The organism is Burkholderia sp. AU27893 (assembly GCF_002223205.1).
In the GTDB taxonomy this organism is placed as follows: Bacteria; Pseudomonadota; Gammaproteobacteria; order Burkholderiales; family Burkholderiaceae; genus Burkholderia.
In genome coordinates this window covers 2,078,460-2,095,641 of the sequence record NZ_NKFD01000004.1, presented here as the reverse complement: position 1 = coordinate 2,095,641, position 17,182 = coordinate 2,078,460, and the positions used below count along the sequence as shown (strand labels likewise).

Genomic DNA, 17,182 nt, shown 5'->3' with positions numbered 1-17,182 from the left:
CGAGGTGTCCGGTCGAAAGGAAAGAGAGGTGCCGATGGCGTGGATATTACAAGTCCCGCCCGAGAAACTCGGTGCCCGGCACCGGATTGAACGCGACGGGCGGCGCGGGCGTGAAGCCGAGCGACGCATACAGTTTCCTGGCGGCGACGAATTCGGGCAGCACGTCGAGGCACATCCGCGCATAGCCGGCCGCCTTCGCGTCGTGCAGCAGCCGTTCGACGAGCTGGCGGCCGACGTTCAGCCCGCGCGCGTCGGGACGCACATAGACGCGCTTCATCTCGCACGTCGTCGCGTCGATTTCGCGAAACGCGGCACAGCCCACCACGCGCTCGCCTTGCCACGCGAGCAGCAGCCGCCCGCGCGGCGCTGCGTACTTGCCGGGCAGCGCAACGATCTCGGGCTCGTAGTCCTGGAAATCGAGGCTGACGGTCGGGCTCGCGATGTACTCGCGGAAGATCGCCTCGACGGCACGGGCGTCATCGGGATAGCGGGCGGCGCGAATCTCGATCATGGGGGCGGCGCGAATCACGGGAAAGGGGCCAGCATAGCAGCGCAAAGTTGCTTTCGGCCATGCGCGAAGCGTGCCAGAATCAGCGGCTCGACCCTCGGAAACAACACGCAGGCGCTGGCGATTCGGCGTCGCTCACCAAGGAGACTTCGATGACTGCATCGGCTGCCGTACTCGCCATCCTGGCCGCGCTGTTTCTCGGCGCGATGATTCCGGGCCCGAGCTTCGTGCTGGTTGCCCGCAATTCGATCGGGCTGTCGCGCCGGGACGGGCTCGCTACCGCGCTCGGCATGGGCATCGGCGGCATCGTGTTCGGCGGCGTCGCGCTGGCCGGGCTCTATACGCTGCTGCAGGCCGTCGAATGGCTGTACGTGGGGCTGAAGGTGGCGGGCGGCGCGTACCTGATCTACATGGCGTCGAAGATCTGGCGCGGCGCCGACCGGCCGATCGCGATGGACGATCCGCAGGCGATGGCCGGCGGCAGCGCGCGCAAGTCGTTCTGGACGGGCCTCACGACCCAGCTCAGCAACCCGAAGACGGCGATCTGGTACGGCAGCATCTTTGCGGCGCTGCTTCCGCAGCATCCGCCGCTGTGGTGCTATCTGGCGCTGCCGCCGCTCGTGTTCGGCGTCGAGTTCGGCTGGTACACGATCGTCGCGCTGTGCTTCTCCACGCGCCGGCCGCGCGAGCTCTACCTGCGCGCGAAGAAGTGGGTCGACCGCATCGCCGCCGGCGCGATCACGCTGCTCGGGCTGCGACTGATCCTGAATGCCCCGAAAGCGGGCATCTGACCGCATCTGACCGCTTCCATTCCCGATCTGCATCGCACGGCGGCCGGCCATTCCCGTGGCCGTCCGCCGGCGCGCGCCGCGCGAACACGCATCGGCATCAGGCTTCGCTGAACCGCGCCAGCAGCGCCGCGAACCGCGTGTCGTCCGGAAATGCCTTCACTTCATAGCGCACCGGGCGATGCCCGGTGGCCGTCATCAGGTCGCCGCACGTGCGCAGCAGCTCGGCCAGCGGCACGTAGGCGGACTGCCCCGTCGAGCCGCGATGGAGCGCGACGATATCCGTTTCGGGCAGCAGGGAAGGCACGCCGTCACTCCATACGCCGACGCTGAACAGGCTGCCGTCCTGGCGTTTGTACACCGAGTAGGCCGCCACGAAGAGGTCGGTGCCGTTGCGCTCATGCACGTCGTTGAGCAGCATCCGCTGATCCTGGTAGTCGCCCGCGAGCTCGCCGATGCGCAGCGCATGCAGCTTCGCTTCGAGCCCGGCCGGCACGAAGCGCCGCCAGGCGGTGCCGTCCCAGCGCAGCATCAGCGGCGGCAGCGGGCGCGGCTGCGCCTGCGCGTGTTCGGCGAGGTCGACCATGGCGGCGAGCCCGGCCGGGTTGCGGTCGCCGGTGAGCAGCAGCACCGCGCGGTTCGGCGCCATCACGACCGGCGCGCCGGCGATCGGTTGCCGGTGGAGCAGGTCGGTCAGCAGCAGCCGCGCCGCGTCGTACGAGTCGTCGAATTGCGACAGGAATACCCCGTTCGGCAGCGCGGCCCACGGCGTCGACGATGCGGCCCGCAGGTTGTCGATCGCGATGTCGCAGGCTTCGTCGAACGAGACGCCCCATTGGTCGAGCGTCGCGGTCGGCAGGCGCGCGATGTTGAACTCGCCGTCGTACGCGATGCCGATTTCGAGGTTCTCGCACAGCGGCCGGAACGCCAGCGCCGTGATGCCGGGCTGCCCGGCCAGTTGCAGCGCGGCTACGCAGCGCTCGGTCGCGCTGCGGATCACGGGCCGCAGCTTCGCGCGCGCGACGGCGAAATCCGTCGGGATCTCGTGCTGCATCATCGCGTTCGCCTGGCGCTTCAGCACGATGTCCCGCTCGGACGGCTTCGCGGCCGCGTAGTCGCGGAACAGGTTATTCAGGTTGATGATGTTCGACGGCGCATCCGACTGGACGAGGCAGCCCTTCTCGTCCTCGTGGCGCCAGGTGCGCGTGTCGCCCGACGCGCGCAGCGTGGCGATCAGGCGTTCCGCGAAGGCCTGCGGGGTCGGCGGTTTGCCGAAACGGTCGCGCAGGCGCGTGACGAGATTGGCAAGCATCGTATGCGGTCGGGCCGGGCCCGTCTGTTGTCGTCGTGGGTCGGTGGCGCCCGGTCTCGGCGGCGCCGCCCGCGGCCGGCTCGCATGGCTCGACGGGTGCTTTGATGGTAGTGCAACGCGGCCGGTATCGTCGGACGATATTCGTAACCGGCGGGGGCGCGCGGTGGTGGGCGGGAGCAGGGGCAGGAGCAGGGGCAGGAGCAGGAGCAGGAGCAGGAGCAGGAGCAGGAGCAGGAGCAGGAGCAGGAGCAGGGGCAGGGGCAGGGGCAGGGGCAGGGGCAGAAGCACGGGCAAGGGCACGGGCACGGGCAAGGGCAAGGGCAAGGGCAAGGGCAAGGGCAAGGGCAAGGGCAAGGGCAAGGGCAAGGGCAAGGGCAAGGGCAAGGGCAAGGGCAAGGGCAAGGGCAAGGGCAAGGGCAAGGGCAAGGGCAAGGGCAACGGCAACGGCAACGGCAATTGCCCGGCAGGACCGCAGCAGCAGCCTCCAGTCGCCCGCCAAGCCTTGCGCGGCGGGCGTTCGCGTGTGTCGCCCGCCGCGCCGATCGGCGCCGCTTCCCCGATTCTGGCGGCCGACCGCCCGGCGACGTGTAAACTGCTGCCTTTTTTGACGGTTTGCAGCATGGTGCAAGCACCTCCGCGCCCGGCGCTGAGCGGCCCGGCGCTCGTCCGGTTGCTCGCGCGCCTGGCCGATGCCGACGTCGCGGAATCCCGGCAGACGCTGTCCGATCGACTGAGCCAGTGGCTCGGCTGGACCGACGCGATCACGCTGTCGTCCGCACTGAACGCGAGCCCGCCGGGCGTCGCGGCCGGCGTGCGCGGCTACGACGCGGAGCGCGACTGCGCACGCGTGCGCCACGAGCTCGCGCAGGCGATCACGGCCACGAACCGGCCGCGTGCGCGGCGCCGGCCCGGCGATCCGCCGCCGCCGGCCGCCGACACGGCCGATTTCGCGGACTTCCGCCAGCGTTATCTGACCCTGCAGCAGGACATGGAAACGGCGATCGGCCAGTTGCGCGGCCGCCTGCGGGTCGCGGTCGCCGCGCGTTCGTCCGGGATGGCGCGGCTCGCGACGCTCGACGCGATCATGGAGCGCGTGCTCGGCGCGCGCGAGCGCAGCCTGCTGTCGGCCATCCCCGCGTTGCTCGCCACCCGTTTCGGGCGGCTGCGTGACGCGGAGCGGCAGGCGCTGGCCGATGCCGAATCCGCAGCCGCAGCCGCAGCCGCAGCCGCAGCCGATCCGGCCGATGACGACGGCGCGGTGGTGGCCGATGCCACGGCCGTCGCGGCGATCGTGCCCGGCGCATGGCTCGATACGTTTCGCGACGAGATGCAAAGCATCCTGCTTGCCGAACTCGAAGTCCGGTTTCAAACGGTAGACGGGCTGCTCGCGGCCCTTCGCACCAGCTAATCAACACGCTATGTCCAGAATTCGCCTTGATCTCGTTGTCTTCGTCGCCGGTCTGCTCGCTGTGGGCTGGATCGGCGTCGGCTATGTCGCGTCGAACCCGCTGGCGGCGGCCGTCACGCTGCTGATCGCCGCGTGCTACGTCGCCGGCGCATGGGAACTGCTGCGCTACCGGCAGGCCACCGCCACGCTGTCGCGCGCGGTCGCCGGCCTGACCGAGCCGCCCGCGAAGCTCGACACGTGGCTCGACACGCTGCACCCGGGCCTGCGCGGCGCCGTGCGTGCGCGGGTCGAGGGCGCGCGCGTCGCGCTGCCGGGCCCGTCGCTCACGCCTTACCTCGTCGGCCTGCTCGTGCTGCTCGGCATGCTCGGCACGCTGCTCGGGATGGTCGTCACGCTGAAGGGCACCGGCGCCGCGCTCGAAAGCGCGACCGATCTCGACGCGATCCGCGCGTCGCTGATCGCGCCGGTGAAGGGCCTCGGGTTCGCGTTCGGCACGTCGATTGCCGGCGTCGCGACGTCCGCGATGCTCGGGCTGCTGTCCGCGCTCGTGCGCCGCGAGCGGATCGACGCGGCCCAGCAGCTCGACGCGAAGATCGCGACGACGTTGCGCGTGCATTCGTCCGCGCATCAGCGCGACGAATCGTTCCGGCTGTTGCAGCGCCAGGCCGACGTGATGCCGGCGCTGGTCGACCGGCTGCAGACGATGATGACGACGCTCGAGGCGCGCAGCGTCGCACTGCACGATCGCCAGATCGAAAGCCAGCAGGCGTTTTTCGACCGGACCGAGCGCGCGTATGCGGGCCTCGCGTCGAATGTCGGCGACGCGCTGAAGGAAAGCGCCGCCGAGAGCGCGCGCGTGGCCGGTGCCGCGCTGCAGCCGGTCGTCGCCGCGACGATGACGGGGCTCGCGCAGGAGATGGCCGCGCTGCGCGACACCGTGACGGGCGCCGTGCAGCGTCAGCTCGACGGGCTGACGGACGGCTTCGAGAAGACCACCGGCAACGTGACGGCCGTCTGGAACCGCGCGCTCGACGAACAGCGCCGCGCGGGCGAGGCCGTCGCGCAGCAGTTGCAGACGACGCTCGGCCAGTTCACCGACACGTTCTCGCAGCGCTCGACGGACCTGCTCGACGGCGTGGCGACGCGCCTCGAATCGACTGAAAGCCGCCTGGCGGATGCGTGGCGCGATGCGCTGTCGCGCCAGGAGCAGGTCGGCGAGACGCTGGCCGGCCAGCACGCGCGCGCGCTGGGCGAGGCAGCCGCGACGTTCGAACGTCATTCCGGCGCGGCGCTTGCCGCGATGCGCGAGTCGCACGCGGGGCTGCAGGCCGACCTGGCGGCACGCGACGAGCAGCGCGTCGCTGCATGGAACGATTCGCTGGCCGCGCTGGCCGCGAAGCTCGGCGACGAATGGCAACGCGCAGGTGAGCACAGCACGGGCCGTCAGCAGGAAATCTGCGACGCACTGGCGCAAACGACGCGCGATCTCGCGGCGCAGGCTTCGACGTTCGAGCAACGTTCGAACGAATTGCTGTCGACGATCCGCGATTCGCACACAGGCTTGCAGACGCAACTGGCCGCACGCGACGAAGAACGCCTCGCCGCATGGAACGACTCGTTGGCCGCGATGGCCGCGAAGCTCGGCGACGAATGGCAACGCGCAGGCGTGCACAGTGCGGGCCGTCAGCAGGAAATCTGCGATGCACTGGCGCAAACGACGCGCGATCTCACGGCGCAGGCATCGACGTTCGAGCAACGCTCGAATGAGCTGCTGTCGACGATCCGCGATTCGCACACGGGCCTGCAGACGCAACTGGCCGCACGCGACGAAGAACGCCTCGCTGCGTGGAATGACTCGCTGGCCGCGATGGCCACGAAGCTCGGTGACGAATGGCAGCGCGCAGGTGTACACAGTGCGGGCCGTCAGCAGGAAATCTGCGACGCACTGGCACAAACGACGCGCGACCTGACCGCACAGGCGTCGACGTTCGAACAACGCTCGAACGAACTGCTGTCGACGATCCGCGATTCGCATACGGGCCTGCAGACGCAACTGGCTGCACGCGACGAAGAACGCCTCGCTGCATGGAACGACTCGCTGGCCGCGATGGCCGCGAAGCTCGGTGACGAATGGCAGCGCGCAGGCGTGCACAGCGCGGGCCGTCAGCAGGAAATCTGCGACGCACTGGCACAAACGACGCGCGACCTGACCGCACAGGCTTCGACGTTCGAACAACGCTCGAACGAACTGCTGTCGACGATCCGCGATTCGCATGCCAGCCTGCAGACGCAACTGGCCGCGCGCGACGAACAGCGCCTGGCGGCATGGAACGACTCGCTCGCCGCGATGGCCGCCGCGCTGCGCGACGAATGGGCACAGACGAGCGCGCAGGCCGCGACGCGCCAGCAGGACATCTGCGACACGCTGGCCCGCACCGCGAACGACATCACCGCGCAGGCGCAGGTGCACGCGAGCGACACGATCAACGAGATCGCGCGTCTCGTGCAGGCTGCCTCGGAGGCGCCGAAAGCCGCGGCCGACGTCGTCGCCGAGCTGCGCCAGCGCCTGTCCGACAGCCTGGTGCACGACACCGCGATGCTCGAGGAACGCAGCCGCCTGCTCGCGACGCTCGAAACGCTGCTCGGCGCGGTCAATCACGCGTCGACCGAACAGCGCACCGCGATCGATGCGCTCGTCAGCACGTCGGCCGACCTGCTCGATCGCGTCGGCGCGCGCTTCAACGACACCGTCGATGCCGAAACGCGCAAGCTCGATTCGGTGGCCGCGCAAGTCACGGCGGGCGCCGTCGAGGTCGCGAGCCTCGGCGACGCGTTCGGGATGGCCGTGCAGGTATTCGGCGAGTCGAACGACAAGCTGCTGACCCATCTGCAACGCATCGAGGCCGCGCTCGAGAAGTCGCTCGCGCGCAGCGACGAGCAGCTCGAGTACTACGTCGCGCAGGCGCGCGAGGTGATCGACCTGAGCATGATGTCGCAGAAGCAGATCGTCGAAGACCTGCAGCAGCTCGCCGGCCGGCGGGCGAGCGTCGGAGCGTAACGCATGCATGACGAAATCGACGGCGGCGCGTCCTCCGCGCCGGTATGGCCTGCGTTCGCCGACCTGATGTCGGTGCTGCTCGGCGCGTTCGTGCTGATCCTCGTCGGCGTGATCGGCATGCAGCTTCAGCTCACGTCGAAGCTCGAGGAGGCCGTGCGTGCGCGCCAGCAGGAAGCGCAGCAGCGCAAGTCGCTCGAGCAGGCGCTTGCCGGGCCGCTCGCGGCCGGTCGCGTGACGCTCGTGAACGGCCGCATCGGCATCAGCGGCAACGTGCTGTTCGCATTGAATTCCGACCAGTTGCAGCCAGCTGGCCGTGACCTGCTGAAGACGCTGGCTGCGCCGCTCGGCGCCTACCTGAAGACGCGCGACGAGATCCTGATGATCAGCGGCTTCGCCGACGACCAGCAGGTGCATGCGGGCAACCGCCTGTTCGCGGACAACTGGGAACTGTCGGCCAAGCGCGCGTTGACGGTCACGCGCGCGCTGATCGACGCCGGCGTGCCGGCGTCGTCGGTGTTCGCGGCCGCGTTCGGCTCCGAGCAGCCGGTCAGCTCGAATGCGGACGATGAAGGCCGCGCGAAGAACCGCCGCGTGGAGATCGCGCCGGTGCCGCGCAAGTCGGCTTCGAACGGAGGGAAGGCGAAGTGACCGGCGACGCGACGCACGTTCGCGCGACGCTCGACGCATGGCGTGAGCAGGGCGCCGACCGGCTCGATCCGGTGCGCTTTCACCGGATCGACGCGCTCGAACGGCGCGCGGCCGCGGTCGAAGGCGATGCGCGCGCGTTGCTCGACGCACGGCTGGCGACATTGCTCGCAGGCTTCGAGGAGATCGTTGCGCGCGCCGGTGACACGGCAACCGCAAGCGGCGCGGCCGGTGCGCCCGCGCGCGGCGCGCTGGCGGCACTCGTCGAGCGGCTCGCGCGCGATGCGCAGGCCGACCGGCGCGGGCTCGATCCCGAACTGGTCGACTACTTCCGTACGATGTGGTCGAAGGTCCGCACGGAGCAGCAGTACCGCCAGTCGCTCGACCAGGTGCCGCGCAACGCGGGGCCGCTCAATTCGAACAGTCTCGTGCACCGGTCGCTCGCGACGATGCGCGAGTTGTCGCCAGCTTATCTGCAGCAGTTCCTGTCGTATGTCGACGCGCTCGCGTGGCTCGAGGATCTCGCCGGCGGCGGCGCGCAGCCCGAGAAGGAAGCGCCGCGCGCGAAGGCGACCAAGCCGGCGAAGAAGGTGACGCGCGCGAAGGCGCGGTAACGAACGCGGGTGGCTACCGGCCCGGCTCGGCCTCCTGGATAGCCGCGCGCAGCGCGTGCAACGCATCGGCCAGCGCCGCTGCGAACGGCGGATGCGCGGCGATCCCCGCCGCGTCGAGCTGGCTCCCGAGGATCGGCAGCGTGATCGACGCGCGCTCGACGATGTTCGCCGACATCACCGACAGCGTCTCCCGCAGCGCGGCGTCCGCATGCGTCGCGCGCGGCGACGCATTCAGCACCGCGACCGGCTTGTACACGACGGCCTCGCATCCCACGATCCAGTCCAGCGCGTTCTTCATCACGCCCGATACGCCGTGCGCGTATTCCGGGCTGGCGATCAGCAGGCCGTCGGCGGCATTCACGCGGTCGATCAGGTCGTGCACCGCGGCGGGCGACGGATATTCGGTATCGGGATTGAACAGCGGGAATTCGCCGAGACGATCGAAGCGCACGATGCGCATGCCGCGCGGCGCGACGCGCGCGGCCGCATCGAGCAGGGCGGCGTTGTACGACTGCGCGCGCAGGCTGCCGCACAGCGCGACGATGTCGAGGTGGCGGTCGGCGTGGGGGCGGGGATCGGTGGTCATCGATGGGCGTGTCGGTTGGCGCGTCGCGTCGCGGAGAGCATCGCGTCGCGCAGGTCGCACGGATTATCGCACCGGGGTTCGGGCGGCGCCGGCCATCCCCGTCACGCGCGCGAATTCCCCGATCTCCCATCCCTGACCGAGCATCAGCCGCCGCGTATGCAGCGCGCCGTGCACGTCGTCGGCGACGGTTTCGCCGAGATAACGCAGCGCACGCCCGTCGATATCGACGAAGCCGTGCCGGTAATCCTGCGCGAGCGCCGTCCACAACTGCGCGGCGCCCACCGACTGGCGCGCGCCGCTGATCAGGCACAGGCCCGCGTCGAGCCCCCAGCGATACAACGTCGTCGCGAGCCCCTTGCGTTGCGCGGACCCGCGCAGCCGCGTATGCGGTGCGCGCAGGTAGCGGTCGGCGCGGCGCGGGATTTCGGGCAGGCGGTTGAACACCGTATAGCCGGCGAGCTGGCGCGCGGCCGGATCTTCGACATACAGGAAGTACTCGCCGTCCGCCTCGCGGTGGCGGACGATCAGGCCGGAGCGGCCGAGCGCGACCGCCGGCAGGCCGTGCAGGCGATGGCCGGGCTGGTGGAGACGCGCGTAGAGCGTGTCGAGTTCATCGTCGATGTCGTGCTGGGAATGCTGTACGTCGATACGCATGGCAAAGGTCGCCCGTCCCGGGCGGTCCGAGAAAGTGGTTCATCGCAAACGGGGAAAGGAATGGCTGCGGCCCCCGGGCTCGGCGAAGCGAGCCGGGGCCGCGAATCAGCTGGGGATGTGCTGGAAACCGGCGGCGATCGCGGCGAGGCCCGCGATGCAGAGTGCGAACAGGATCAGGACTTTGTGGATCACGTCTCTCTCCTCATGAATGCGCGGCGCCGGAGTGCGGCATCGCGGAGACGGTGAGTGGCGGGCACGGCCCGCGCGGCCGTCGTGCGGGACGACGGTCGAAGGTCCGGGCGACACGCGCGCAGGTCGGGCGCCGTATCGCACGCGGACGGGCAGCACCATACGCGACGTGATTCGGGTGGGCAATCGGACAGAAGATGAAAAGCGACGAAAGGCGGAGAATCGCGTCGTTTCGCGACAATTGGCCGCATGGGGGCGTGCCGTCGCCCGAGCGGAGGGCGACGCGGGGCGGCCCGACAGCCTCCGCTGGCCGTGCGCACGCGGCTGGTGCCGCCCGGTCGAACCGACTACACTGCGCAGTCAACGCACACCGCAAGGATTTCTCCATGGGAGCCGGCCCGTCCACGGATCGCTAAGCCGCAACGACCTTCGTCAACCGGTCGTTGCGGCGATCTCCCGTTGTCCCTCGCTGACCAGGCAGATCGCCGCCAGATTCCCTTTTCTGAGCGGATGCCTCGTCATGCCTGAACAATCCACGCCCGTCTGGGCTTATTCGTTGCCGTCGGCGCTGCTGCTGATGGCGCCTTTCGATCTTCTCGCGTCGCTGGCGATGGACGTGTACCTGCCGGTGATCCCGGAGATGCCGTCTGCGCTGGGCACGACACCGGCCATCGTCCAGTTGACGCTGAGCGTCTACATGGTCGTCCTTGGCCTGGGGCAGATGCTCTTCGGCCCGATATCGGACCGCGTCGGCAGACGGCCGGTAGTGCTGGGCGGCGCACTGTGTTTTGCGGCGGCTTCGCTGGCGCTTGCAATCGCGACCGGCGGCGGCCTGTTCGTTGCACTGCGTGTGCTGCAGGCACTGGGCGCGTCGGCCGCGCTCGTCGCCACGTTCGCGACCGTGCGCGATGTCTACGCCGATCGCCCGGAAGGCCGCACGATCTACAGCCAGTTCGGCGCGATGCTGGCGTTCGTGCCCGCGTTGGGCCCGCTGCTCGGCGCGGCCATCGCGACGGCCTGTGGATGGCGCGCGATCTTCGCGACGCTCGGCCTGCTGGGGCTGTTCGCGTGCGGCCGTGCGTGGCCACGCTGGCATGAAACGCGGCCGCGGACGGCAAACCGGCAGGGGCCGTCCGTCGCATCGATTCTCTGCAGCCGGCCCTTTCAGGTTCATACGCTCGCGTTTGCCGCCGCGATGGGGGCGTTCTTCGTGTTCTTCTCCACCGCGCCGCGCGTGCTGGTCGGCGGGGCAGGCTATTCCCGCGAGGCGTTCAGCCTGGCCTTTGCGACCGTCGCGATCGTCATGGTCGTCGTGTCGCGCTTCGCGGGAACGTTCGTGTCGAGGTGGGGCGAGGCGGGTTGCGTTGCGCGAGGGGCGTTCACGATGACGACGGGTGCGATCGTGCTGGCCGTCTGTACGGTCCTGGCGAAGCCGTCGTTCGCGACGTTCGTGATGCCGATGTGGCTGGTCGCGGTCGGTATCGTGCTGATGTCGTCGGTGTCCGCGAACGGCGCGCTGCGCGATTTCGGCGCTGCCGCCGGCAAGGCGGTTGCGCTCTACTACGCGGTGCAGGGCGTGATCGTCACCGGCGTGGGCACGCTCACGACGCTGGTCTTCGACGGTGCCACCGCGTGGCCGCTGGCGGCCTGCTGCTTCGGTATGGGCCTCGCGAGCTTCGTCGCGATCAAGGGGCTGACGCGTGCAACCGGTCGCGCGCGTGACGGGTGCGACAGCAGCGTCTCGTTCGACTGAGCATGCGCGCGGCGACGCGCTGTGGTGTGGGGCCGCGCGGCGCTTCGATGAAGTGGCGGGGCAGCGAGCCCCGCCATTGGCCCAGCGTCAAGCCGGCGCGCGCTGCCCGAACGCCTGCCTGATCCGCGCGAACAGCCCGTGCTGCTCGATCCATTCGGCATACGCGCGATAGTCGGGATCGCGCATCAGGTGGCGCTCTTCCGTCTTCGCCCGCGTGTAGTAGATCAGGTTGATCGCGACGAGCCCCGCGCAGTGCATGAGCCCGACCTGCCAGCCGAGCGGCTCGACGAACGGCACCGACACCATCCAGTACGACAGGTTCTTCGTGATGTACGCCGGATGCTTCGTGAAGCGGTACGGGCCCGACGTGATGATCCCGCGGTTCGTCAGGTTCGAGAACCGCAGCCCGAACGAGATCGTGCACAGCGCGTAGGTCAACAGCAGCAGGATGATCACCGCGCCCCAGATCACGCGCAGCGTCGGGGCCGACATCAGCCAGTTGTCCCAGAACATCGAGCCTTCGTAGCGGATGTAGTTGTTCGAGAACAGCGACCAGAACGGCTGGTAGCACATCAGCGCGGCCACCCAGCCGAGCGTCGTCGGCTCGACGGTGCGCACGTGGCTGTCGAGGATGCGGAACGTGCACAAATAGCCGACCGTGCCGAACATCAGGTCCATCGTGAACGACAGGTCGTACATGAACACGAAGGTTGCGATCGTCATCGGCGCATGCATCGCGTTCGCGAGCGACGCGGTCAGGTGATCGGCGTCCTTCGACAGGTAGACGGTCATCAGCGGCAGGAAGAACGCCTTCACGCCCCAGCCAGCCAGCATCTCGCGCACCGGCTTCCAGCTTGCGGGCTGCTCGCGGCGGAACAGGAAGCGGCCCCACAGCAGGTACGCGTCGTCGGTCTCGCGCTGGTGGCGGTCCATCCACGCGAAGTAGAACGGCGCGGCGACGATCACGTACGGCGCGAGCGAGCGCAGCAGCGACCAGAACGGCAGGTAGAACTTGCCGTGGTATTCGGGCAGCAGCCAGTAGATCACGCCGATGGCGGCATAGATCGACGTCAGCGCGCCGAGCCGCGTCGCGACGCGCGCGATGCCGAGCGGCCGGACGGCCTGCCGCGACAGGCCCGCGCTCGGGCGCAGGTAGACGCGCGAGATGAAGATTTCGTGCAGCGCGATCGTGCCGATGATCGCGAGGCTCGCGATGACCGCGCGGGTGGCGGCGTCGAGGCTCGGCTGACCGCGCGTGATCCACAGCGCGAAGAGCCCGGCGGTGATGCCGAGCAGGCCGGCGCGCAGCGGCGTGGCGGAACGGGGTGGGCGGTCCTGGACCGCGGCGATGCCGTCAAGCGTGGAATTCATGATCGGATCCTCGTACGGATGAGGGCCGGCGCCCCCGCTTGGCGGGTGACGCCGGCCGTCGGCCGGGCTTTGTATGGATGCGCGCCCGGCCATTGGCCTGTGGTTTTGATAGGTAAAGCGTTACTTCTTGTTGCCGCCGCCCAGCAGACCGCCCAGGAGGTTCGTCACCGGCGACAGCAGGTTGCCGGCGCCGCCCGCGGCACCACCGCTCGAGCCGCCGGTCAGGCCGCCCACCACGGAGCCGCCACCCGCCGGCGTCGTGACCGTGCCGGCCGCACCGCCGGGGCTGGCCGTGCCGGTGGCGCCCGCGCCGCCTGCCGGCGTCGTCAGCGCACCCGTCACCGTGCCGACCGGGCCGCTCGACAGCAGGCCGCCGAGCGTGCCCGTCACGTTGCCGCCCGGCGTCGTGACCGTGCCGGTGAGGCTGGCGCCGAGCGGCGTCAGCGAGTTGACGAGGTTGGTGACCGGCGCGAGCAGGCCGCCGATACCCGCGCCACCAGTGCCGCTGGTGCCGCCCGTGCCGCTCGTTCCGCCGGTACCGCTGGTGCCGCCCGAACCGAGGCCGCCGAGCGCACCCGTCAGCGAGCCGAGCAGGCCCGTGACCGGTCCGAGCGGGCCGCCGCTGCTCGTGCCGCTGGTACCGCTGGTGCCGCCGGAACCGCTCGAGCTGCCGCCGCCGAGGCCGCCCGTCAGCGTGCCGAGCAGGCCCGTGATCGGGGCGAGCGGGTTGCTGCCGCCCGTGCCGCTGCTGGAGCTGCCCGCGTTGTTGTCGTGGACGAGGCCGCCGGTGGACGTCACCGTGTTGCCGAGCTGTGCCACGACACCGCCGAGCGCGCCGCCGACCGGGTTGTCGGTTGCGCCGCCGACCTTCGTGCCGGCGCTGGCGAGGCCGTTGCCGAGTGCGCTCAGCAGGCCATTGAGCGGCGTGCCGAGCAGCGTGACGCCGCCGAGCGTCTGCGTGGCGCCCGGCGTCGTGACCCCGCCGGTCAGCGTGTTCGTGATCGGGTTGATCACCTTGCCGACCTGCGTCTCGAGCTGCTGGACCGGCGAGCTGTTCAGCGCCGTGTTGAGGCCCGACGCGGTCGAGTTGACGGCGCCGCCGACGGTGTTGACGAGATCGCCGACGAGCGTCGTGACCGGCGACAGCGGCGACAGCGGGCCGGAGCCGAGGCTCTTCACCGCGTTGCCGAGGTTGTTGACCGCGCCGCCGGCGCCGGTCAGCAGGCCGGTGGTCGACGTCAGCGTCGGTCCGAGCGGGTTGGCGGACACGCCGATCGAGCCGAGGCCGGCCGCGACGCCGTTGCCGAGCGCCTGCACGCCGTTGCCGAGGCTCGTGACCGCGTTGCCGACGCTGGTGGCCGTCGTCGGGTTCGTGCCGGGGATCTGCACGCCGCCGATCTGCGCGCCGCCGGTTGCGACCGTCGTGCCGAGTGCCGTCACGAGGTTGCCGGATTTTTGAAGAACATTGCCGAGGGGGGTGACGCCGGTGCCGGAGGTGCCGGAGGTGCCGGAGGTGCCGGAGGTGCCGGAAGTGCCGGAAGTACCCGACGTACCGGAGGTACCCGACGTACCGGAAGTGCCGGAGGTACCGGAAGTGCCCGAGGTGCCGGAGGTGCCCGACGTGCCGGAGGTGCCCGAGGTACCGGAAGTGCCCGACGTGCCGGAGGTGCCGGAGGTGCCGGAGGTGCCGGAGGTGCCCGACGTGCCGGAGGTGCCCGACGTGCCGGAGGTGCCCGAGGTACCGGAAGTGCCCGACGTGCCGGAAGTGCCCGAGGTACCGGAAGTACCCGACGTGCCGGAGGTGCCGGAGGTGCCGGAGGTGCCGGAGGTGCCGGAAGTGCCCGACGTGCCGGAAGTACCCGACGTACCGGAAGTACCCGATGTACCAGAGGTGCCCGAGGTGCCCGAGGTGCCGGAGGTGCCCGAGGTGCCGGAGGTGCCCGAGGTGCCGGAGGTACCGGAAGTGCCCGAAGTGCCGGAGGTACCCGACGTACCGGAAGTGCCCGAGGTGCCGGAAGTGCCCGAGGTGCCGGAAGTGCCCGACGTGCCGGAAGTGCCCGACGTGCCGGAGGTACCCGACGTGCCGGAAGTACCCGACGTGCCGGAAGTACCCGACGTGCCCGAAGTGCCGGAGGTGCCCGACGTGCCGGAGGTGCCCGACGTGCCGGAGGTACCCGAGGTACCGGAAGTACCCGACGTGCCGGAAGTACCCGACGTGCCGGAAGTACCCGACGTGCCGGAGGTACCCGACGTACCCGAAGTGCCGGAAGTACCCGAAGTAGTACCCGACGTCCCGGACGAGCCCGACGTACCAGAAGACCCCGAAGTACCAGAAGACCCCGACGTTCCCGACGTCCCCGAGCTGCCGCCCGTCCCTGACGTGCTCGGCTTGATCGTCGGCGGCGTGGTCGGTCCATCGACCGAGCCGCAACCATAGAGTGCGAGCAGCGACGAGACGGCCATCGTTACCGTCGTCTTCTTGAAGAGTTTGTGCATGTTGGCCTCGACATTGGAAGTGTGTCCAAGCCACCACTGCAAATTTCGCGCCACGACAATATTCCCGAAACGGTGTCGCGCTTTATTGCAGGAATCGGGAATATACGTGCGATTTAAACGGAGTAGCGGGGCTTTCGCGCGACGGGCACGCAGGGTGCGCCGGCGCGGCAGTTGCGATGTTCCCGCACGCGGCCGTAACGCGCGGCGCGATGTTACGTAGCGTTCGACATCGCGTGACGCGGGCGCCTCGAACCGAGGCCCGCATCTTTGACGAAACGCGCGGGCCCGATGAACATGGCGCGACATCCCCGGCTGGCGGCGACGCCGCAACACCCACGACTCCACACAGGACACGGACATGAGCGAACAGGACAGGGAATACGGCAAGGCGCGACGCATCGACGTGATGGGCGAGGCGTTCGTCGAGCGTGCGATGCGCGACCTCGACGGTTTTTCGCGGCCGCTGCAGAACTGGCTGAACGAGCACGCGTGGGGCAGCACGTGGCAGCGGGGCGGGATCGACCTGAAGACGCGCAGCCTGTGCACCTGCGCGATGCTGGCGGCGCTTGGCCGCAGCACGGAACTGAAGGGTCACATTCGCGGCGCGCTCAACAACGGCGCGAGCCTCGTCGAGATCCGCGAGGTGTTGCTGCACAGCGCGCTGTACGCGGGCGCGCCGGCCGCGGTCGAGGCATTCCGCAGCGCGCGGGAGGTGATATCGGATCTCGGGCTATCGCTGCCCGACGACGAAACCTGATTCCGCCGCAGCGCCGGCGGCACGGCACGGAATCAGGGTCTGCTACACGATCCCGGCTTACGCGATGCGTGCCGACGGCGCGGCCACCTCGGCCGGCGCGGCGGCGACTTCGAGCAGCCAGTCGGCGGTGGCTTCGGGAATCGTGACCGGCAGCATGTGCCCGCCCTCGACGACCTTCAACCGCACGCGCGCCGATTTCTTCGCGAGCGCTTCGCCGTGCTCGCGCCAGTTCAGGATCGGATCGGCACGGCCGTACAGCACGTCGACCGGCAGTGTGAGCTCCGGGTAGCGGCGCTCCATCGCAGGCAGGTCGACCGGCGCCGACAGCAGGTCCGTCGCCGTCGCGTAAAACACGTGCGGGCGCATCCCGAGCAGGCCGCCGCCCTTGACCGGGAAGTCGCGCGGCACGTCTTCCGGCGCGAACACCTGGCGCACGGCCTTGCGGCCGGTCAGGATCGTCAGCGGAATCGCGAAGGTCCACGACACGAAGCGGCGCACCAGCGGCGACGGCAGCATCAGCGGCTTGAACGGCGCCGGCGGCTCGCTTTGCTCGTGCGACAGCGGCGCGATCAATGCGAGGCGGCTCACGCGGTCCGCATGATTGAGCCCGACCGCGAGCGCGATCGCGCCGCCGAGCGAGTGGCCGACCAGCACCGGCTTGTCGAGCTTCAGCGCATCGATGAACGCGGCGACCGTGCGGGCCTGCGCGAACACGTTCGCCTGCGAACCCGCGCCGCGGAGCGAGCGCCCGGCGCCCGGCCGGTCGATCAGGATCACGCGATGCTGCTGAGCGAGCCGCGCGAGCGGCAGGTACGCGAAATTGCGCAGCTGCCCCGCGAGCCCGTGGACGAACACGATCGGCGGGCCGTTGCCGTATTCGACGTAGTGGATGCGGTCGCCGCCGATGTCGACGAAGCGGCCTTCGGGCGGAAACGCGCGCGTCACGCGGCGGGCCACGTAACCGGTAAACAGCGCGAGCGCGGCGAGCACCGCGACGACGCCGAGCAGCACGTTCTGGATCAGATGGAGCGTAGGGGTCATGT

At 69.8% G+C, this 17,182-nt stretch carries 14 protein-coding genes; 7 read left to right on the top strand and 7 right to left on the bottom strand.

The genetic code is table 11. The features are described 5' to 3' along the window. Positions 1-46: 46 nt before the first annotated feature. A complete protein-coding gene (locus tag CFB47_RS29210) occupies positions 47-511 on the bottom strand; it encodes a GNAT family N-acetyltransferase (RefSeq protein WP_089463076.1) in 465 nt (154 codons plus the stop codon). Positions 512-660: 149 nt separating this feature from the next. Between CFB47_RS29210 and CFB47_RS29205 the strand changes: the two genes are divergently transcribed. Further along, a complete protein-coding gene (locus CFB47_RS29205) occupies positions 661-1,299 on the top strand; it encodes a LysE family translocator (RefSeq protein WP_069252865.1) in 639 nt (212 codons plus the stop codon). A gap of 97 nt (positions 1,300-1,396) precedes the next feature. Here CFB47_RS29205 and CFB47_RS29200 read toward each other — a convergent pair whose 3' ends face one another. Next, positions 1,397-2,608, bottom strand: a complete 1,212-nt coding sequence (locus CFB47_RS29200) for a hypothetical protein (protein WP_089463075.1) — start codon at positions 2,606-2,608, stop codon at positions 1,397-1,399. 619 nt (positions 2,609-3,227) lie between these two features. Here CFB47_RS29200 and CFB47_RS29190 point away from each other — a divergent pair. Genes CFB47_RS29190 through CFB47_RS29175 form a run of 4 tightly spaced genes read left to right on the top strand, consistent with a single transcriptional unit; the run spans position 3,228 to position 8,333 of the window. Then, a complete protein-coding gene (locus CFB47_RS29190) occupies positions 3,228-4,016 on the top strand; it encodes a DUF3348 domain-containing protein (protein WP_089463074.1) in 789 nt (262 codons plus the stop codon). Positions 4,017-4,026: 10 nt separating this feature from the next. Next, positions 4,027-7,074 carry a DUF802 domain-containing protein gene (locus CFB47_RS29185; protein WP_089463073.1) on the top strand — a complete coding sequence of 1,016 codons (3,048 nt, stop codon included), beginning with the start codon at positions 4,027-4,029 and terminating at the stop codon, positions 7,072-7,074. A gap of 3 nt (positions 7,075-7,077) precedes the next feature. Next, positions 7,078-7,722, top strand: coding sequence for an OmpA family protein (locus tag CFB47_RS29180; protein ID WP_060343323.1), 645 nt, complete (start codon positions 7,078-7,080; stop codon positions 7,720-7,722). After that, complete coding sequence (locus tag CFB47_RS29175) at positions 7,719-8,333, top strand: DUF2894 domain-containing protein (protein ID WP_089463072.1); 615 nt, start codon at positions 7,719-7,721, stop codon at positions 8,331-8,333. The genes CFB47_RS29180 and CFB47_RS29175 overlap by 4 nt, the downstream gene beginning before the upstream one ends. A gap of 13 nt (positions 8,334-8,346) precedes the next feature. Here the strand turns inward: CFB47_RS29175 and CFB47_RS29170 are convergent, their stop codons facing one another. Beyond that, complete coding sequence (locus CFB47_RS29170) at positions 8,347-8,919, bottom strand: NADPH-dependent FMN reductase (protein ID WP_089463071.1); 573 nt, start codon at positions 8,917-8,919, stop codon at positions 8,347-8,349. A gap of 63 nt (positions 8,920-8,982) precedes the next feature. Further along, on the bottom strand, positions 8,983-9,573 hold the full coding sequence (locus tag CFB47_RS29165) for a histone acetyltransferase (protein WP_089463070.1): 591 nt from the start codon (positions 9,571-9,573) through the stop codon (positions 8,983-8,985). Between the two features lie 709 nt (positions 9,574-10,282). On the opposite strand from CFB47_RS29165, the gene cml reads away from it, so the two are divergent. After that, complete coding sequence (cml, locus tag CFB47_RS29160; protein WP_089463069.1) at positions 10,283-11,515, top strand: CmlA/FloR family chloramphenicol efflux MFS transporter; 1,233 nt, start codon at positions 10,283-10,285, stop codon at positions 11,513-11,515. Positions 11,516-11,602: 87 nt separating this feature from the next. On the opposite strand, the gene CFB47_RS29155 is transcribed toward cml, so the two are convergent. Further along, positions 11,603-12,886, bottom strand: a complete 1,284-nt coding sequence (locus CFB47_RS29155) for an isoprenylcysteine carboxylmethyltransferase family protein (RefSeq protein WP_089463068.1) — start codon at positions 12,884-12,886, stop codon at positions 11,603-11,605. 120 nt (positions 12,887-13,006) lie between these two features. Continuing rightward, a complete protein-coding gene (locus tag CFB47_RS41825; protein WP_089443141.1) occupies positions 13,007-15,382 on the bottom strand; it encodes a collagen-like triple helix repeat-containing protein in 2,376 nt (791 codons plus the stop codon). A gap of 358 nt (positions 15,383-15,740) precedes the next feature. Here CFB47_RS41825 and CFB47_RS29145 point away from each other — a divergent pair, with 358 nt between their 5' ends. Beyond that, entirely contained in the window at positions 15,741-16,139 is a 399-nt protein-coding gene (locus CFB47_RS29145; protein ID WP_047851740.1) for a carboxymuconolactone decarboxylase family protein, read from the top strand. 57 nt (positions 16,140-16,196) lie between these two features. Here the strand turns inward: CFB47_RS29145 and CFB47_RS29140 are convergent, their stop codons facing one another. Next, the gene (locus CFB47_RS29140; protein WP_089463067.1) at positions 16,197-17,180 is read right to left on the bottom strand and encodes an alpha/beta fold hydrolase; all 984 of its coding nucleotides are present in this window, start codon (positions 17,178-17,180) and stop codon (positions 16,197-16,199) included. Positions 17,181-17,182 lie beyond the last annotated feature (2 nt).